This window comes from Tenacibaculum xiamenense (assembly GCF_964513065.1).
In the GTDB taxonomy this organism is placed as follows: Bacteria; Bacteroidota; Bacteroidia; order Flavobacteriales; family Flavobacteriaceae; genus Polaribacter; species Polaribacter xiamenense.
Map to the genome: position 1 here is coordinate 39014 of NZ_CAZEQU010000038.1, position 17272 is coordinate 56285.

The following is a 17272-nucleotide window of genomic DNA, read 5'->3' on the forward strand; positions in this document are numbered from 1 at the left end:
CTTACGTTAATGTTTCAAGGTTACTATTATATTTTTATAGGTTTCAAAAGTTATAGGAAGCTTGTTAAGTATGTTTTTTAAATTTCTATCTAACAACCAAACTCCATTGCTTTCTTTTTCGGTTTTAGCAACCTTCCCACTAGCATCAATATGCAGTTTAATTTGGGGGTATTTGTTTAAATACATTTCTATAAGCATTGAATAATAACTCTCTAGTCTCATGATTTCTTTGTTTTACACTTCAAAATTACGAGAGGATTAAACTGTAATTTGGGTAGAATTAGAATTCGTTAAGATTAAATTAGAATTCGTTAATAGAGTAGAAATAAAAAATACAGAATGTTAAAATTGACTTGCTTTTACCTTGAAAAATTAATTTTAATGCTACCTTTCTGAACCATTTTGAAGGAATACAAATAATGAAAACAGATTTAGAATATATTGAAGAAAACTATATTGAGCTGCGCGATTTATGCAGCCAGTGCGAAATATCAAAAGAAGAGCTAGCTCAGTTAACAGAAAACAAATTAATTCCTAAGAACTCTTATGAGGTTAAATCTACTCATGTAATTTCTTCACCTTTAGGAGATGAAACAGTGTTGACAGAGATTAAGAAATATTATCATAAGAGTATTGTCGATCTTATTGATAAGAATAGAAGACTAAACAATATGGTAGAGTTTAGGGAGGACTTTAAACATCAATTTATTGATAGTTTTAAAAAGCATAAAAATAAGTTTGCCTATGGAGGTATTGTTGATGATAATGGAAATATAGATGAAAAGAAGCTAGATGATGCATTTGAGGAAGAGTGGCAATATTATCTTCAAGGAATTTATGGAATTTGTACACTGAATAACTCACCTCAGGAAATTGCTCGTAAGGAAATTGCAGTGAAACGATTGATAAATTTTATTGAGGTTCATGGAGAAGGTGCGGTGAACGAAGAATTAAAGCTAGAGTTGAAAGAGATAAATGATGATTTTAATGCAGTTTCTAATTTGTTTGCGCCGTATCAGAGAAAAACAAGTAGTAGAGGTAAATACTTAGATAAAATGCTTGAGTTAAATTCTTTGAACGAATTGAAAAAGAAATATGAGTAAGAGATGAAAGTAAAGAATAGTGTATTTGTAGCCACGAGCATCGATGGCTATATTTCGGACAATAAAGGGGGAATCGACTGGCTACATTCAATACCGAACCCATCGAATGATGATATGGGATATAATGAGTTTATGAGTGATATTGATGCTTTGGTTATGGGTAGAAAAACTTTTGAAACAGTTTGCGGTTTTGATATCGAATGGCCTTATGAGAAACCAGTTTTTGTTTTGACGAATAGTTTGAAGGAGATAGAGGAGAAACTTAAAGGAAAAGTATTTTTGCTAAATGGGGAATTAGTAGATGTTTTAAATCAAATTCATAAAAAAGGATTTAAGAGTTTATATATCGATGGAGGTACAACGATTCAAAGTTTCTTACGAGAAGATTTAATCGATGAGCTCATTATCACAACCATTCCAATTGTTTTAGGAGGAGGAACATCATTATTCACCGAGTTACCCAAAGAATTGGTGTTTGAATTAGTAGATTCTAAGCAATATTTAAATGCAATATCGCAAAACCATTATAGAAGAAAAAGATGAGGTGATTAGTTGTTTAAAGTCTACTGTTAGAGTAAACTCATTAGTTATTTTAAAGAAATAAAATTATGCTAGATAAAAAATTTGATTTAGGGTTTTTCCCAACACCACTACAAAAACTAAAGAATCTTACTGATAAATTTGAAGATTATAACCTTTATATAAAGCGAGATGACCATACAGGACTTGCTTCTGGAGGAAATAAAACAAGAAAGCTGGAATATTTGATACAGAAAGCCATTGATGAAGGATGTGATAGCGTAATTACTGCCGGAGCTCAGCAGTCGAACCATTGCAGACAAACGGCAGCGGCCTGCAGTATCGCAGGTTTACAATGTCACTTACTTTTAGGAGGGGATGAACCCAAAGTATTTGATGGAAATTTATTGTTGTCTTCGATATTAGGAGCTACGATACATTTCACAGGAGATAACAGAAAGGGAGAGGATAAAGAGATCTTAAAGGCTAAACTAGAAAAGGAGGGGCGTAAATGTTTTGTTATTCCTTATGGCGGATCTAATTTAACAGGTGCGTTAGGTTTTGTTAATGCTGTAAAGGAATTAAAAGAACAATTGGAGCAACAAAAATTGGATATTGATTATATTTTCTTTGCTTCAAGCTCGGGAGGTATGCAGGCTGGACTTACTTTGGGAAAAGAACTTTACGGTTTAAGTAGTGAATTGATTCCAATTAATATTGATAAAGATGAAACGAATGGACTTTCATTGGAAGAAGTTGTTTATGATATTGTAAAGGAAGGAGAGGAGAAGCTTCAGGTAAACACCAATTTAAACTTGTCAGATATTTCTTTAAACAGAGCATACGATAAGGATGGTTATGGTGTGGTAACTAATAATGAACGAGAGGCTATTAATGAATTAGCCAGAACAGAAGGAATTTTGTTAGATCCAGTGTATACAGGAAGAGCTTTTTATGGAATGCTAGATGTTTTAAGACAGAAAAATATTCTAAAAGGAGCAAATGTCCTTTTTTGGAATACAGGTGGTTTGCCAGCTGTTTTTAAATATGCGGAGGAGTTAAATTGATAAAGCAGATGTTTAAAGTTGTTTTTATGAAGAATTTTTGGGTTAATTAAATAACTATTTGAATAGATTTAAATGATGAAAAATTATTATTTATTGACCTTTGCTATATTCTTTTTTTTGTATTCATGTAATAGAAAAAAGCCTATTAATGGAGGAAGAGAGGTTAAAACAGGTTTAGTTCCAAAGAGAACACATCATCATGAAGATATAGATACGATTATTGAATATAATAATCCGAAATTTTTAGATTTTAATAGACACCAATTGTTTATTGATACTACTAAAAATTCAAAATATTATAATGAGATATTGAATTGGAAGCCTAACGAGTTCGATAAAGAAGCTGTCAAATATTATACTGAAAAAATTAACAAAGAAAATAACTTTAAGCGTTTTGAATTGGGGGGGATCCCAAGAGATTGGATATTAATCCACTCATTAAATAAGAGTTTTGTAGCATACAATCCTGCTAACTCCATAGATTGGAGATTTAGAATAACCAATAAATCAGTTAATTATTATGCTATTGAAGCAGATGCTGATGTTATTTCTAAAGTGATAAAACTTAGTAAAGATGAAGTTGTTCTGGAGTTAAAAACAATTGCAATGAAAAGCCCTGATTTAAAAAGATTTTTATCTATAAAAAAGACTCAATATCCTTTTATATGTTCTTTTGAATTTTCAGAAACGGGAAGTTTTGACGATGATAGTTATTATAGACTTGTAACCCCATTGAAAAATTTACAGCGATTTAATTTACTCGTTAGTGATGCAAAAGAACATATTCATTACAATCCTAAGTTTGATGATTTAAATGAAAACAAATTGAAGTAAAAAGTTAGTGTTGAGGTTAATGTATGTTAAATATTCAAAAAAATAACTCGATTTAAATGAAAACATTAGTTCTTTTTTTTCTAATTATTCTACAGGTTCATGATGTATACTCTTGTTTCTGTAAAAGAGAAAAAACTGTAAAAGAATCTTATAAATCCAAATTTATTCATAGTATAGTTCATGCAAGGGTTTTAAAAAAGACAAAGATCTCTTTGAAAAGCTTGATGAAGGAGTCTGAAATAGACTCTCTGAAAAATGGTGGTAACAATTCGCATGAATGGGAATTAAAAAGAATTGAGAGAAACGATATTTATAAAGTTGAACTTGAATTGATTAAGGGGTTTAAAGGGAATTCGAAACCTGAAATTATTACGATATACACTCATAGTAATAGCTCATCTTGTGGTTATCCTTGGTTTGTTGTTGGTAAAGAATATCTAATCTATGCATCATCTGAGAAAATAGCATCTTATACTTTTTATAAAATGAAAGAGAAATTTTTATGGACTTATCATTGTTTAAGAACAAAAGCGTTTGATCCTCTTGAAGCAGAAGAATTAAGTAAACTAAGTTCCAAAGCAAAAAATAATGATCCCAACTAGTCAAGATTTCTGTTTCGTTTATGGTTGTTATATCGTTACTTTCCTATTAATATTGATTGGATACAAGTTTGGAAAAATCAGAAAAACGTATTTATATCATTTAGTATTTTATCTGATGTATACGATACTAATGGTTTTTATTTATATGGATGAAGATAATTTTGGTGGCGGAGCTTCTTTGGTTGTACTATTCTATTCGGGACTTTTTATTGTAATACATTGGTCTGTGTTTTTTTTGATAGAAATTGTAAACGCTATTAGAAATTTCAAGATTTAGGAATTCTATTTAATAGGGAAAATCATACTATCCTTTTTGACCGTTATTGCATGAATGAAATACTGTACTTAAGTTTGTAACTATAAAAAATATAGTATAAAATAAATACAAATGAGTATACCAAATATTTCCAAAGAAGACATTATTAATGCATTCAATTACAGACATGCAACGAAGGAGTTTAATGCTGATAAAAAACTAAGTCAAGAGGATATTGACTTCATTCTAAAAATAGCGAATCTATCACCAAGTTCTTTCGGGTTTGAGCCTTGGCATTTTATTGTTGTTCAAGATAAAGAATTAAGAGAATCATTAAAACCAGTTGCTTGGGGAGCTCCTGTGAAACTAGATACAGCAAGTCATTTCGTGTTGGGGTTAACCATGAAATCTCCATTAACAAAATGGGATTCAGAGTATATTATGCATATGATGAAGGAGGTAAAACAGTTTCCTGAAGATGTTGTGGAAATGTATTCGAAGTTTTATCGTGAGTTCCAGCAAAGAGATTTTGATTTAGATACCGATAAGAAATTATTCGACTGGGCTTCAAAACAGTGTTATATCGCTTTAGGGAATATGATGACAGCAGCGCCTTTAAACGGAATTGATAGTTGCCCTATTGAAGGATTCCATCAGGAACAAACGGAAGCTTTATTACGTGAGAAGTTTGGTGTTGACACAGAAAAGTACGGATTGTCATATATGGTGGCCTTCGGGTACAGAAAAGAAGATCCACCAAGAGCAAAATCAAGAAGAAACATTGAAGAGATTGTAACTTGGAAATAACGGGAAAATAAAAACCTCATAGATTTCAAAATCTATGAGGTTTATTTTTTTATTAGTGAGTTATATTACTCCAATTCACGAAGCCAAATATTTCGATAACTTACACCACTATTATCCTGATGGTCTTGAAGTTTAATTGGTGCTTTTCCATGAGCTTTATTTTTCGGCCATCCAATATATTCCGTAGTCCCTTCAATTTCAAAGTGATCTTGCACTAATACGCCATTGTGTAAAACAGTAATGGTACCTGATTTCGTTTTTTTTCCGTCTTTATTAAATTGTGGAGCGTGGAATATAATATCGTAGCTATTCCATTTTCCTGTTTCAACAGAAGCCATGGCAAGCGGAATTGATTGTTTGTATATAGAAGCTACTTGTCCGTTTACATAAGTAGGATTGTTATTATTATCTAACACCTGCACTTCGTATCGGTTTTGTAAAAATACACCACTATTACTCTTATTCTGATTGGTTTGCGTATTGTTCGGGTCGGAACGCCATTCTATGTGTAATTGAACACTCCCAAAGTTACGTTTTGTTTGAATATCACCTGTTTTATCTTTAACCGTCATACTACCATCATCATTTAAATTCCATTTCACATCGGTACTGTCCCTGCTTGAAATCCATTCATTGAAGTTAGTTCCATCAAATAAAACAATGGCATCCGAAGGAACTCCCAACTCGTTAAAGTTAATTTTCGGAGGAACTGGCTTCCAGATTTCAGTCTCTTCGGGTTTTGTAGGTTCTTTCTTTTCTTCGATTACCTTTGTGGTTTGTTTTTCAGAGGTGTTCTTTGTTGAATTATTTTCACAAGCGGTTATGAAAACAATGATTAACAACAATGAGCTTATTGACTTAAATTTCATTGGTTTGTTTTTATATTATATAACTTTTTCGGCGATAACCATATAAGTTGGAAATGCGTATGTTTCTCTTTTAAAAATATTGTTTACTTTAAAATTAGTTAAGTTTAAAAAAAGCAGGATCTCATCTTTTGTAAATGCTCTAACTTTTGCAGAATCTTTCCCAATTTCGACTAAATTTCCTTGTTTTTCTTCATAGTAGGTGGAATTCCAATGTAAATGCCAGTTTGTTAAAATTTCTGGCACCCAAGTACTTTTTCTTACATATTTTATGTTCTCAAAGAACGCTTCATGAACAATGTCGTTTGTTTTATTTGTATAAGGAATAAACTCGTTAGCGTCTATAAAATCAAAACAAAAGAGTCCTTCTTTTTCCAAGGAACGATGTATACATTCAAAAGAAGACTGCACATCATTGTTTTCTACTAAATAACTAATTGTACGACCTGTGATTAGTACACTCTCTACTTGTTTGTCTAGTTCAAAAGAACGCATGTCTCCTTGAATAAATGGAGTATTTGGATTTTTTTCTTTAGCTATTTTTAGCATATCCGAGCTGAGGTCAAAACCTGAATATTCGTAGTTGTTTTGAACAAAATACTGAGATAAACTACCTGTACCACAACCAATTTCCAGCAGACTTTTCTTATTGTATTTATCCAAAAAGCTTTCGTACAATTCATATTCCGATTTATAGTCTATGAATGTGGCGTACATCGCATTATAAACTTGGGCTAAATCTTTATATAAATTACTCATTGGTTTTACGGTTTGACTAAATTAAAATTTGGAGGTTCTTTAATTTATAGATCTAAAATTCTTCTTAGCTTTTCATCATCAATATCGTCACCAGCAAAATCATCGAAACGTTTTTTTGTTGCTTGAATAATGTGATCACTTATAAATTTAGCACCTTCTTTGGCACCTTGTTCAGCATCTTTAATACAGCATTCCCATTCCATCACAGCCCAAACATCACAGCCATATTGAGTTAATTTTGAAAAAATAGTTTTAAAATCTATTTGCCCATCACCTAAAGATCGATAACGCCCAGCTCTATCGCCCCAATCGGAATAACCGCCAAATACACCTTTCTTTCCTGTTGGATTGAATTCAGCATCTTTTACATGAAAAGATTTAATAAATTCATAATAATGGTCGATATAGGCTATATAATCCAATTGTTGTAATACAAAGTGAGAAGGATCATATAAAATATTTACTCTTTTATGGTTGTTAGTAGCATCTAAAAAACGCTCGAAAGTAATGCCATCATGTAAATCTTCACCCGGATGAATTTCATAACAAACGTCAACGCCGCATTCATCAAAATGATTTAAAATAGGAAGCCATCTATCGGCAAGTTCTTTAAATCCCATTTCTACTAAACCATTTGGACGTTGAGGCCATGGATGCATAGTATGCCAAAGTAAAGCACCTGAGAACGTGGCGTGGGCATTTAGTCCCAAATGCATACTTGCGGTTCCTGCATTTTTAACTTGTTGTTTGGCCCATTCAGTTCGTTCTTTTGGATTGTTTTTTAAATGATCTGGAGCAAAATTGTCGAACATAACATCATAAGCAGAATGAACTGCAACCAGCTGGCCTTGAAGATGCGTTGATAATTCGGTAATTTCGAGTCCGTATGAAGCTACTTTATCTTTTAGTTCATCGCAATAGGTCTTGCTTTCAGCTGCCTTGTCCAAATCGATTAAGCGTTGTTCCCAAGTAGGAATTTGAATTCCTTTATATCCCAAATCGCTAGCCCATTTACAAAGTCCATCTAAAGAATTAAATGGAGCCTTGTCATCAATGAATTGAGCTAGGAAAACAGCTGGTCCCTTTATTGTTTTCATGTGTCTATTGTTATAGTTTTAGAATGGTCACATGTAACCTTTGATATTAAAAATAACTATTCCTATGTTAATAATTATTTTTAGCATGTAGGTTTCATTGTTAGTTAAATTTTTGAGTCTTTGATTTTCAATGTTATAAAATTGGAGATGGTATTATGCCAAGGGGTTTAAACCCCTTGAAATAGTTGAGGTCTTTATTCAATTGAAACCCAAACATTCCCTCTTTTATGAGATTCGACGGATTTTTCAATAAAGTTCATTCCTCGTAAACCTTCCAAAAGATTAGGGAATTCTCCAACATTATACTCTTCATTATTGATAGCTCTAGCAACACCTTTATAAATATTACCCATAGCATCAAAAATACCTTCTGGGTGCCCAGGAGGAAGTTTGGTTCCATCTAAGGAGATAGCACTGTTATATTCATGTCCCGGTTTTAAGGTTTGAATAGGTTTTCCTTCTTCCATTAAATAGAGGTAATTTGGATTTTCTTGCTCCCATTTTAGTCCAGCTTTATCTCCATATATCTTAACTTGAAAATCATTCTCTTCGCCTGTGGCTATTTGACTAGCACAAATAACTCCTTTAACCTTGTTCGTACCTCTCAATAAAACCGTTCCATCAATATCCATCACATTATCTTCATAGACATGATTTAGATCAGCAAGAATACTTTCAATGGTTACCCCAGAAACATATTCTAACATATTAAAGGCATGAGTTCCAATATCTCCAATACAACAACTAATACCTGATTTTTCAGGATTAAGACGCCAAGTGTTTTTTCGCTTTTCAACATCATGAATGATCGGATTTATCCACCCTTGGTAATATTGAGCATCGATTTTCTGTACTTTTCCAATAACACCGTTTAAAATCATTTCACGCATTTGCCTCACCATCGGGTATCCGGTATAGGTATACGTCACAGCAAAAATAATGTTGGCTTTTTCCGCGGCATTGAATAAATCTTTAGCTTCGGCATAAGTGGTAGTTAAGGGTTTTTCACAAATAACATGAAAACCATTTTCGATTAATTTTTTCGCCATACTATAATGCAAAAAGTTTGGCGTTAAAACTGAAACCACTTGGATTCTTTTTTCCTTGGAAAGTTTTAATTCTTCCGTAACCAAAATGTCAAGATCACTATAGACTCTGTTCGAAGGGAGTCCGATACTTTTAGCAAAACCGAGATTGTCTTTGTGGTTAGAATTAAAAATACCACCAACAAGTTGATACTTATCAAACATTGAAGAAGCAATACGGTGAACAACACCGATTAAAGAATTACTTCCACCACCTAAAATTCCTAATCTTATTTTAGAACTCATTCTAGTTATTAAGCTTTATATTCTACATTTTCGTTTTTAAACAGTACCGCAAAAATGAATAAAACTACCACAGCAAAAATTGCAGGGAAGGTCCATATACTTTGCCAATTGTGAGTACCGTTTTCGGTTAAAACATTTTGATCTACAATTTGTCCAGCTACCCAAAAACCAACTAGCATTCCAACACCATAGGTAGCTAATGTTATTAATCCTTGAGCAGCACTTTTAACTTTTTCACCAGCTTTAGAATCCGTGTAAATTTGACCCGATACAAAAAAGAAGTCATAACAAATACCATGCAGAGCGATTCCTATTGCAATCATAAAGAATAGATCTCCTGAGTTTCCATAAGCGAATAGTAAATAACGAATTCCCCATGCAAGCATTCCAAATAGAATCGTTTTTTTGAAACCATATTTTTTAAAGAAGAATGGGAGTAATAGCATAAAAGCAACTTCTGACATTTGTCCCATAGATGCCCATGCTGTAGAGTTTTCTACCTTAAGTTCTGTTAAATAAGGACTAATGTTTTGATAATAAAACGCTAAAGGAATACAAATCAACACAGATGAAATAAAAAACACTAAGAAGTTTCTATCTTTCAATAATTTCAAGGCGTCCAAACCTAAGATATCCGAAACAGTTACTTTTTCATTTTTATTTGAAGGAGGTGTTTTCGGAAGTGTAAAACTAAATACACCTAGAATAAATGAAGCAATAGCAACCATCGTAAAAGTATTCGAAAGCATTCCTTGTTGAATATTTTCAATAGCATCCCATTTAAAAGCCAAACTGATAATCCAGCCTGCTACAATCCATCCCACAGTACCAAAAACTCTTACTAATGGAAACTGTTTAGAAGGATCATCCATTTGATTAAAAGCTACCGAATTTACCAAAGCTAAAGTGGGCATATAGGCAATCATATATCCTAAAACATAAGGATAAAAAGAATCAAAGCTTGTGGCTTGCGACATAATATACATTAGTGTGGCACCTATTAAATGTAATACACCGAGTATTTTTTCAGCATTGAAATATCTATCAGCAATAAGTCCAATGATAAATGGAGCAACTATTGCTCCCCATGATTGAGTAGAGTAGGCCATTGCGGTTTCAGCACCTGAGGCATTTAAGTTATTTCCCATAAATGCACCAAGAGTAACAAACCATCCTCCCCAAATAAAAAATTCGAGAAACATCATAAAGGATAGTTTTGTATAGGTTAAAGACTTCATGTTTTATTTAGTTATTAAGGTTGTTTATACATGTTTTTACGAGCTCTTTGGTTTTCAGGATCCCTTTCTTATAATCTGTGCTTCCCTCATATTCAACCCCAACAAATCCCTCGAAATTGGATTTTTCAACAATTTGAAACATTTTCTGATAATCTATTTTCGTTTCATTTCCAGTTTCATCAAAAGCATAGGATTTAGCAGAAACCCCTTTAGCATATGGCATTAGTTCTTCAATTCCTTTGTAGATGTCGTATTCTTCAACACAAGGAGCAGCCCAACGAGCATTTCCTTCTCTTTTTGTACAGAAGTTTCCAAAATCTGGTAAAGTACCACAATAATCGGAGTTAACTTGTTTCATAACTTCAGCTAAGAGGTTGGCTTTACTTGAGTTACCTCCGTGGTTTTCTACTAAAATAGCAACATTTTTTGGTTTTGAATACTCAACAAGCTTCTTTAATGACCGAACTGAGTTTTTTACCCAGAGTTGCTCATCATCTTCGCCAAACAAGTTGATTCTGATAGAATGACACCCTAAAAACTGAGCAGCATCAATCCATTTTTTATGATTTTCAATCGCTTTATTTGTCAACTCTTCGTCAGAGAAAGATAAGTCACCTTCTCGGTCAATCATGATAATGAGGTTTTTCATACCCAAACTATCACTTCTCTTTTTTAATTCTTTTAAAATAGCATCGAGTCCCTTCTCTTTATAAGGATAATTGACATCCTCAGATACATATAATTGACTTACGTACTCTAATCCTTCAAAGCCTAAATTCTTTGCATCTTCAGCAAAGTTCATTGGATCTATGGAGCCATCAAAAATTCCTTTATGAAGCGACCATTGAGCCAAAGAAAGTTTATAATCGACTTTTTTAGTTTCAATAATTGGTGATTCAGTTTGCTTTGTTTTCTGAACATCTTTTTTACATGAATATGCTACACACAACAGTAACATAACCAAAATTACTATTTTTTTAGGTTGTGAATATTTCATTTTTTAAGTTAAAGATTTATTAAATGTATTAATTTTAGAGGTGTATTGTTGTAAATAAGTAAAAAACTGATTGATTTGGTTTCAGAAAACGTTTTCGCTCTACTTTTCGCACTTTTTATGTTAAGAATCTGAGTATTAAAAAATCTTTAACTAATTTTCTTACCAACAAAAACTATCATAACCTTTAAAATACAAGCTAATGAATATAACTAAAGATGTAAATTCTTACGATGCAATTGTTGTAGGAAGTGGAATTTCAGGAGGATGGGCAGCGAAGGAGTTGTGTGAGAAAGGACTTAAAACTTTGGTTTTAGAAAGGGGTAGAATGGTAAATCATCCAACCGACTATCCAACCGCAAATTTAGACCCTTGGGATTATCCAAATGCTGGAAAGCCTACTCAAGAAGATATTAAACGACAAGAGAAACAACATAGAACAGGATATACCACTCGAAAGTATAGAAGTCATTTTTTTGTAGATGATATTGAACATCCTTATAATGAAACGAAACGGTTCGATTGGATACGTGGATATCATGTAGGGGGTAGATCTCTTATGTGGGGACGACAAAGCTATCGTTTAAGTGATATTGACTTTGAAGCAAATGCTAAAGAAGGAATTGCTGTAGATTGGCCAATTAGATATAAAGATTTAGCACCTTGGTATGATTATGTGGAAGAATATATTGGAGTAAGTGGTCAAAATTTAGGCTTAAAACAATTGCCTGATGGTAAGTTTTTAAAACCTATGGAGTTAAATTGCGTAGAAACACATTTAAAAGATAGTATTGCAGATAATTATGAAGATCGTTTGTTAACTATTGGTAGAACAGCTCATATCACGGAAGGTACAAAACCTGGAAAAGGTAGAGTTAACTGTCAATATAGAAATAGGTGTATGAGAGGCTGTCCTTTCGGAGCCTACTTTAGCAGTAATTCTTCTACTTTACCAGCCGCGGAAGCAACGGGTAATTTGACTATTCGCCCAAATTCTATTGTATATGAAGTGGTGTATGATAAGGATTCTAAAAAAGCAACAGGAGTAAAAATTATAGATGCCGAAACAAATAAAACGATAGAGTACAAAGCCAAGGTGATTTTTTTATGTGCATCTGCCATTGCTTCAACATACATTTTATTGAACTCTAAATCTGATAGGTTTCCTGATGGAATGGGGAATGATTCTGGCGAGTTGGGGCACAATATAATGGATCATCATTTTAAAGCTGGAGCTTATGGGAAGTTTGACGGTTTTAACGATAAGTATTATTCAGGAAGACGTCCGAACGGTATTTATATTCCGAGGTTCAGAAATTTAGGAGGAGATACTAATCAAAAGAGTTTTTTAAGAGGTTATGGATATCAAGGAGGAGCAAGTAGACAAGATTGGTCAGGCAGTATTCGTGAGTTAAGTTATGGAAAGGCTTTAAAGGAGGCAATTATGCAGCCTGGAGGATGGACAATGGGATTGATGGGGTTTGGTGAAACCTTACCATATCATGAAAACTTGATGTTCTTGGATTATGATAAAAAAGATAAATGGGGCTTACCTACTGTAACGTTTGATGCAGAATTCAAAGAGAATGAACTGAACATGCGAAAAGACATGATTCAACAGGGTATGGAAATGTTAGACAAAGCAGGATTCAAAGATATTAAACCAATGGACAGTATTGGAGCTCCTGGACTAGGAATTCATGAAATGGGAACTGCGAGAATGGGAAGAGACCCGAAAACATCAGTATTGAATAAATATAATCAGGTGCATAGTGTTAAAAATGTTTTTGTAACAGACGGTGCCGCAATGACGTCGTCGGCTTGTCAAAATCCATCACTAACCTATATGGCAATGACAGCAAGAGCAGCAAATTATGCAGTGAGCGAACTTAAAAAAGGAAATTTATAAAACAGTAATTATGAACAGAAGAGAGGTTTTAAAAGGTTTAGGCTTATCCGTTGGAGCGCTAGTAGTAACACCAACAGCCCTAAGTTTATTACAGAGTTGTGCAAAAGAGCAGAAAATATCTTGGACTCCGAAGTTTTTTACTGTTGAGGAGGTTCCTTTGTTGAATACAATTGTAGATATCATGTTGCCAAAAACGGAAGATTCTCCAAGTGCTACTGAAGTAAATGTTCCGCAGTTTATTGATAGATATGTGGCTGAGGTTTTTGAAGAAAAAGATCAAAAGCTTTATCGTAAAGGCGTTGAAACTATTGTAAATATATTCAAAGGTACCAAAGAGTCAATCAACTTTTTTGATGTTAAAGAATCTGAGGTGGAAGCAGAAATGGCTAAAATTCTAAAGAAAAGTAAGCAAGAACATGAAGATATAATGGAGAGTTTTTTCTTAGCGGTTAAAAATGAGAAAGATATCGATAGTGATGTTCTTAGCTATGTAACGCTTGATGGAATAAGAAACTTGAGCATATTTGCTTATAAGAACACGGAACGAGTAGGAGAAGAGATTTTGAATTATGATCCTGTTCCGGGGAAACAAGAAGGTTGTATAGATATTGATATGTCATCAACTAAAGCATATTCATTGTAATTGTTTAAATAGTGAAACAAATGAAGAAAAGTAATTTTTGGATATTGCAAATGGTGCTTTGTATTGCATTAATTTTTGGTAGTTGTTCTGATAAAAAAGAGAAAAATCAGAACAACTCAAAAGATACTACCGTTTCTGCGCCTGAGAAAGTTGAGAAGAAAAAAGAGACGGTTGAGAAAAAGGAAATAATCGATTTGGAAAATAAAGGAATTGGTCCTGTTAAATCAATCGAGTTGGGTGACATTGATCAAGCTGTGGCGAACATAGGAGCAGAACATTTTAAGAAAAAATGCACTAGTTGCCACAAAGCTGAGAAAAAGTTTTTAGGACCTCCGATGAAGGGCTTGTTGGCGAAAAGGTCTCCAGAGTGGGTAATGAATATGATGTTAAATCCAATGGAAATGACCAAGAAAGATCCTATTGCAAAACAATTATTGAAAGATTATAATAATCTCTTAATGGTTGGGCAAAATCTCACAGAAGAAGAGGCCCGAAGTATTTTAGAGTTTATTAGAACTTTATAAGTGAATTAATTAGAAAAGAATAAAAATTAGTAACAATCTGTTTTTATTCTTTTTTCCTTTTTGAGAGTTTCTACAGAAATGCCTAACTCATTATTTGCTATCAATTCAATTATTTTAAGGACTTCGTTCATCATTGCAATGGACCCACAAATGTATATACAACCTTTACTTTTTAAAGTCGAACGGACAATGTTTTGCTGCTCATTCAAAACGTCCTGAACATAGGTTTTCTCTAGGCCTTCTTGAGAGTATCCATTATAAAAAGAGGAAAGCTTTCCATTTTTAAGATATGTACTAATATGATCCTTATAAAGTTCAAAAGATTCAGATGTTCTTCCTCCCCAGAAGAGATGCGTTTTTGTTTTTGTATTGTTTTCATCAATCATTCCTAAAAAAGGAGCGATTCCTGTTCCATTAGATATTAATAAAACCTCTTTTGATTTTTTAGGAAAGTGGAAATCAGAGTTGCTTTTTATTAAACCATTAATGGATTGATCATTTTCAACAGTACTTAAATAGTTTGAACAAATTCCTAATTCATGCTTTTTAATACTTAATAAAATATGATTATTTACTCTAGCAATTGAATAGAGTCTTTCAATTCCATCTTTTTCTGGATAGAGAGCAAGAAGATCTCCTGATTTGAATTTTTCTTTTTTATTTGGTTTTAGTTCTAACAAAAATGTATTGTCAGAGTTTAGGTCCGTCTTGGAAACGATACTGAAAGAACTTTGTTTTTTAGGAATACGTTTTTCTAGAGTAACATTCAAGTTTATTTCGAGTGTTTCATTAAGTTTAAAAACCCAATTTTTAAAACTATCTAAAGACTGATTGTTGACCTTAGTTAGCGATAGTATAGAAGAGAAGCCTTCTTTTTTATCTAGTAATTCATTAACCTGAATAGCATATTCACAATATTTAGGATACGCCAAAGAACCAAATCCAACAACGGTATATTTCATTGATTGTAGAGGTTTTGTTGTAGCCAAAAGAGATTCAAACTTCTTGGCGTTTAAAGGAGCTTCTCCATCTCCATAAGTTGATGTTAATACAATTAAATATTTTGCCCGTTTGTATAGTTCGTAATCGTTTAAATATGCAGAATAGACACTTCTGTTATCTTTTAAAAGAGCATTGTATAATGCGTTTGCGAAATAGATGGTGTTGTTTGTTTCTGATCCAGTAAGAATTATGAATTCGGCTTCATCTTTAGTGTATTTGTTTTTGATAAGACCAACCGATTTTCGTCTTCTTTGAAAGGTAATGGCAAACCCAGAATAAATAAAAAACAGAATAGCAATGCAGGAAAGGAATAGTATTATGGCCCAAATGGAACTTCCATTTCCTGTATGTAAAATAAAGCTTAAGTCAAGGAAATTTGTTGTGTTACTATAGATATATGAGCTCAAAACTTTCCCTGAATATTGATGAACAAGAAGTTCTTTGTGTTTTAATGTTAAAGAGAAATAATCTTCCTCGTCAGGAGAAAAAGGAAATTCAAGACTTCTCATGTTTGAAAGTGGAGTTTGTTGAAAAATGCTAAACTCTGAAAGTTCTTTCTTTGGAAGTGTTTTTTTCGTAAAAGTAGGGGTGTGATTTATTTTATCTTTTGGAAGTAAAGAAAACTTCTCCAACGACAAATAAATCCCAGTAATGGTTATTATGATTATTGGAATAAGTGTAAAGCGCCCAACTACAATATGGTAATATTGCTCAAATTGTTCTTTAACTATTTTTGAGAAGAATTTATGAATCCCTCCTTGTCTTTTAGTTATTAAAATAATTCCAGTAATGGCAATAATTAATAATAAAAAAGAAATAAAAGCAACGATGAAACGTCCTGTTGACTTAAGAAATAATGATCTGTGTAAACTGGTGGCAAATTTGTAAATAGGTTTTCTTTTAATAATATCACCTGCTTTTTTACCTGTACTTGGATGAATAAAAAACGTTTCACTCTTACCATTTTTAGTAACCACAGAGGCTTTAACTCTGTCGTTTTCGTCTATATCAAGAGATATTACTTCTGCATATTCATTAGCTAATAAATCAAGAGTTTCTGCCAAGTTGTAGTTATTCAAATTTGAAATACTTGCCTCTGAACTTTGAACCTCAATAGGTTCTATAGCTAAAATAGCTCCTGTAACAGAAGCAATGAGTATAAAAATGAAAGAAGATATAGCCAAAGTTAAATGGCTATATCTCCAAATAGAAATGGTCATATGTTATGAACAATTATTGAGAAATAAGGCGGATATATCTTATAAAGCCTTTTCCTTCTATTTTGTTTTTTAAGTTTTCTGAAGTTAATTCGAATTGAACATCATCTTTATAATATTCTTGATCTTCAACAGCAGATTCAAAACGTAATTTGTACCCTTGATCTATTTTGTCATTATCTATTTTAATAACACTAATAGCTCTATTCCCTCCACTAATAGTAGCTCCCGTTATAGCATCGATATCGGCTCTAACTTTTCCTTGGAAGTTCCACCATTCGGTGATATCAGAATACCATTCTTCGTCATCTCCTTGTACGTACAAGGTTTCAACATATTTGTCGTTTTTATCTAATACTGAAATTACAATATAAGCTCCTTCACCAGTATAATTTTTCATTTGAATCATACATTTAAAAGAAGTTTCTTCTGCAATTCTGGTAAATCCAAATAAAAATAAAGAGCTAATTAATACAAGAGCAAATATTTTTTTTGCCATCATAA

General features: G+C 32.7%; 19 protein-coding genes. 10 read left to right on the forward strand and 9 right to left on the reverse strand.

Annotated features, from left to right (window positions below):
- Positions 1-6: 6 nt before the first annotated feature.
- On the reverse strand, positions 7-222 hold the full coding sequence (locus ACKTTV_RS17195; protein WP_408032105.1) for a hypothetical protein: 216 nt from the start codon (positions 220-222) through the stop codon (positions 7-9).
- A gap of 197 nt (positions 223-419) precedes the next feature.
- Here ACKTTV_RS17195 and ACKTTV_RS17200 point away from each other — a divergent pair, with 197 nt between their 5' ends.
- From ACKTTV_RS17200 to ACKTTV_RS17230, 7 genes are all read left to right on the forward strand, one after another.
- The gene (locus ACKTTV_RS17200) at positions 420-1103 is read left to right on the forward strand and encodes a DUF6058 family natural product biosynthesis protein (protein WP_408032106.1); all 684 of its coding nucleotides are present in this window, start codon (positions 420-422) and stop codon (positions 1101-1103) included.
- Positions 1104-1106: 3 nt separating this feature from the next.
- Positions 1107-1646 carry a dihydrofolate reductase family protein gene (locus ACKTTV_RS17205; RefSeq protein ID WP_408032107.1) on the forward strand — a complete coding sequence of 180 codons (540 nt, stop codon included), beginning with the start codon at positions 1107-1109 and terminating at the stop codon, positions 1644-1646.
- 65 nt (positions 1647-1711) lie between these two features.
- Positions 1712-2689 carry a D-cysteine desulfhydrase family protein gene (locus tag ACKTTV_RS17210; RefSeq protein WP_408032108.1) on the forward strand — a complete coding sequence of 326 codons (978 nt, stop codon included), beginning with the start codon at positions 1712-1714 and terminating at the stop codon, positions 2687-2689.
- 72 nt (positions 2690-2761) lie between these two features.
- Positions 2762-3523, forward strand: a complete 762-nt coding sequence (locus ACKTTV_RS17215) for a hypothetical protein (protein WP_408032109.1) — start codon at positions 2762-2764, stop codon at positions 3521-3523.
- A gap of 56 nt (positions 3524-3579) precedes the next feature.
- Positions 3580-4125, forward strand: coding sequence for a hypothetical protein (locus ACKTTV_RS17220; RefSeq protein ID WP_408032110.1), 546 nt, complete (start codon positions 3580-3582; stop codon positions 4123-4125).
- Positions 4112-4402 carry a hypothetical protein gene (locus ACKTTV_RS17225; RefSeq protein WP_408032111.1) on the forward strand — a complete coding sequence of 97 codons (291 nt, stop codon included), beginning with the start codon at positions 4112-4114 and terminating at the stop codon, positions 4400-4402. The genes ACKTTV_RS17220 and ACKTTV_RS17225 overlap by 14 nt, the downstream gene beginning before the upstream one ends.
- A gap of 111 nt (positions 4403-4513) precedes the next feature.
- On the forward strand, positions 4514-5188 hold the full coding sequence (locus tag ACKTTV_RS17230) for an NAD(P)H-dependent oxidoreductase (RefSeq protein WP_408032112.1): 675 nt from the start codon (positions 4514-4516) through the stop codon (positions 5186-5188).
- Positions 5189-5253: 65 nt separating this feature from the next.
- Here the strand turns inward: ACKTTV_RS17230 and ACKTTV_RS17235 are convergent, their stop codons facing one another.
- The 6 genes from ACKTTV_RS17235 to ACKTTV_RS17260 form a co-directional block, all read right to left on the reverse strand.
- Positions 5254-6057 carry a 3-keto-disaccharide hydrolase gene (locus ACKTTV_RS17235; protein ID WP_408032113.1) on the reverse strand — a complete coding sequence of 268 codons (804 nt, stop codon included), beginning with the start codon at positions 6055-6057 and terminating at the stop codon, positions 5254-5256.
- A 15-nt stretch (positions 6058-6072) separates the two neighbouring features.
- The gene (locus ACKTTV_RS17240) at positions 6073-6813 is read right to left on the reverse strand and encodes a class I SAM-dependent DNA methyltransferase (protein ID WP_408032114.1); all 741 of its coding nucleotides are present in this window, start codon (positions 6811-6813) and stop codon (positions 6073-6075) included.
- A gap of 44 nt (positions 6814-6857) precedes the next feature.
- The gene (locus ACKTTV_RS17245) at positions 6858-7910 is read right to left on the reverse strand and encodes a sugar phosphate isomerase/epimerase family protein (protein ID WP_408032115.1); all 1053 of its coding nucleotides are present in this window, start codon (positions 7908-7910) and stop codon (positions 6858-6860) included.
- 194 nt (positions 7911-8104) lie between these two features.
- The gene (locus ACKTTV_RS17250) at positions 8105-9241 is read right to left on the reverse strand and encodes a Gfo/Idh/MocA family protein (protein ID WP_408032116.1); all 1137 of its coding nucleotides are present in this window, start codon (positions 9239-9241) and stop codon (positions 8105-8107) included.
- A gap of 8 nt (positions 9242-9249) precedes the next feature.
- Positions 9250-10479, reverse strand: a complete 1230-nt coding sequence (locus ACKTTV_RS17255) for a nucleoside permease (RefSeq protein ID WP_408032117.1) — start codon at positions 10477-10479, stop codon at positions 9250-9252.
- 7 nt (positions 10480-10486) lie between these two features.
- Positions 10487-11476 (reverse strand): sugar phosphate isomerase/epimerase family protein, encoded by a 990-nt coding sequence (locus tag ACKTTV_RS17260; RefSeq protein ID WP_408032118.1) that lies wholly within the window; start codon positions 11474-11476, stop codon positions 10487-10489.
- A 199-nt stretch (positions 11477-11675) separates the two neighbouring features.
- On the opposite strand from ACKTTV_RS17260, the gene ACKTTV_RS17265 reads away from it, so the two are divergent.
- Genes ACKTTV_RS17265 through ACKTTV_RS17275 form a run of 3 tightly spaced genes read left to right on the forward strand, consistent with a single transcriptional unit; the run spans position 11676 to position 14549 of the window.
- Entirely contained in the window at positions 11676-13382 is a 1707-nt protein-coding gene (locus ACKTTV_RS17265; RefSeq protein WP_408032119.1) for a GMC oxidoreductase, read from the forward strand.
- Positions 13383-13392: 10 nt separating this feature from the next.
- Positions 13393-14025 (forward strand): gluconate 2-dehydrogenase subunit 3 family protein, encoded by a 633-nt coding sequence (locus ACKTTV_RS17270; protein WP_408032120.1) that lies wholly within the window; start codon positions 13393-13395, stop codon positions 14023-14025.
- Between the two features lie 20 nt (positions 14026-14045).
- Entirely contained in the window at positions 14046-14549 is a 504-nt protein-coding gene (locus ACKTTV_RS17275; RefSeq protein WP_408032121.1) for a c-type cytochrome, read from the forward strand.
- Positions 14550-14575: 26 nt separating this feature from the next.
- Here ACKTTV_RS17275 and ACKTTV_RS17280 read toward each other — a convergent pair whose 3' ends face one another.
- Both ACKTTV_RS17280 and ACKTTV_RS17285 read right to left on the reverse strand, forming a co-directional pair.
- Positions 14576-16771: a PepSY domain-containing protein gene (locus tag ACKTTV_RS17280; RefSeq protein ID WP_408032122.1), complete on the reverse strand. Its 2196-nt coding sequence runs from the start codon at positions 16769-16771 to the stop codon at positions 14576-14578.
- Positions 16772-16784: 13 nt separating this feature from the next.
- On the reverse strand, positions 16785-17270 hold the full coding sequence (locus ACKTTV_RS17285) for a DUF2271 domain-containing protein (RefSeq protein ID WP_408032123.1): 486 nt from the start codon (positions 17268-17270) through the stop codon (positions 16785-16787).
- Between the last annotated feature and the right edge of the window lie 2 nt (positions 17271-17272).

Excerpts from the sequence above, each read along its gene's own strand:
- ACKTTV_RS17255 (WP_408032117.1), bottom strand. The coding sequence starts at position 10,479 with ATGAAGTCTTTAACCTATACAAAACTATCCTTTATGATGTTTCTCGAA.
- ACKTTV_RS17245 (WP_408032115.1), bottom strand. The coding sequence starts at position 7,910 with ATGAAAACAATAAAGGGACCAGCTGTTTTCCTAGCTCAATTCATTGAT.
- ACKTTV_RS17270 (WP_408032120.1), top strand. The coding sequence starts at position 13,393 with ATGAACAGAAGAGAGGTTTTAAAAGGTTTAGGCTTATCCGTTGGAGCG.
- ACKTTV_RS17205 (WP_408032107.1), top strand. The coding sequence starts at position 1,107 with ATGAAAGTAAAGAATAGTGTATTTGTAGCCACGAGCATCGATGGCTAT.
- ACKTTV_RS17265 (WP_408032119.1), top strand. The coding sequence starts at position 11,676 with ATGAATATAACTAAAGATGTAAATTCTTACGATGCAATTGTTGTAGGA.
- ACKTTV_RS17280 (WP_408032122.1), bottom strand. The coding sequence starts at position 16,771 with ATGACCATTTCTATTTGGAGATATAGCCATTTAACTTTGGCTATATCT.
- ACKTTV_RS17200 (WP_408032106.1), top strand. The coding sequence starts at position 420 with ATGAAAACAGATTTAGAATATATTGAAGAAAACTATATTGAGCTGCGC.
- ACKTTV_RS17230 (WP_408032112.1), top strand. The coding sequence starts at position 4,514 with ATGAGTATACCAAATATTTCCAAAGAAGACATTATTAATGCATTCAAT.
- ACKTTV_RS17250 (WP_408032116.1), bottom strand. The coding sequence starts at position 9,241 with ATGAGTTCTAAAATAAGATTAGGAATTTTAGGTGGTGGAAGTAATTCT.
- ACKTTV_RS17240 (WP_408032114.1), bottom strand. The coding sequence starts at position 6,813 with ATGAGTAATTTATATAAAGATTTAGCCCAAGTTTATAATGCGATGTAC.
- ACKTTV_RS17225 (WP_408032111.1), top strand. The coding sequence starts at position 4,112 with ATGATCCCAACTAGTCAAGATTTCTGTTTCGTTTATGGTTGTTATATC.
- ACKTTV_RS17285 (WP_408032123.1), bottom strand. The coding sequence starts at position 17,270 with ATGATGGCAAAAAAAATATTTGCTCTTGTATTAATTAGCTCTTTATTT.
- ACKTTV_RS17215 (WP_408032109.1), top strand. The coding sequence starts at position 2,762 with ATGATGAAAAATTATTATTTATTGACCTTTGCTATATTCTTTTTTTTG.
- ACKTTV_RS17195 (WP_408032105.1), bottom strand. The coding sequence starts at position 222 with ATGAGACTAGAGAGTTATTATTCAATGCTTATAGAAATGTATTTAAAC.
- ACKTTV_RS17235 (WP_408032113.1), bottom strand. The coding sequence starts at position 6,057 with ATGAAATTTAAGTCAATAAGCTCATTGTTGTTAATCATTGTTTTCATA.
- ACKTTV_RS17210 (WP_408032108.1), top strand. The coding sequence starts at position 1,712 with ATGCTAGATAAAAAATTTGATTTAGGGTTTTTCCCAACACCACTACAA.
- ACKTTV_RS17220 (WP_408032110.1), top strand. The coding sequence starts at position 3,580 with ATGAAAACATTAGTTCTTTTTTTTCTAATTATTCTACAGGTTCATGAT.
- ACKTTV_RS17275 (WP_408032121.1), top strand. The coding sequence starts at position 14,046 with ATGAAGAAAAGTAATTTTTGGATATTGCAAATGGTGCTTTGTATTGCA.
- ACKTTV_RS17260 (WP_408032118.1), bottom strand. The coding sequence starts at position 11,476 with ATGAAATATTCACAACCTAAAAAAATAGTAATTTTGGTTATGTTACTG.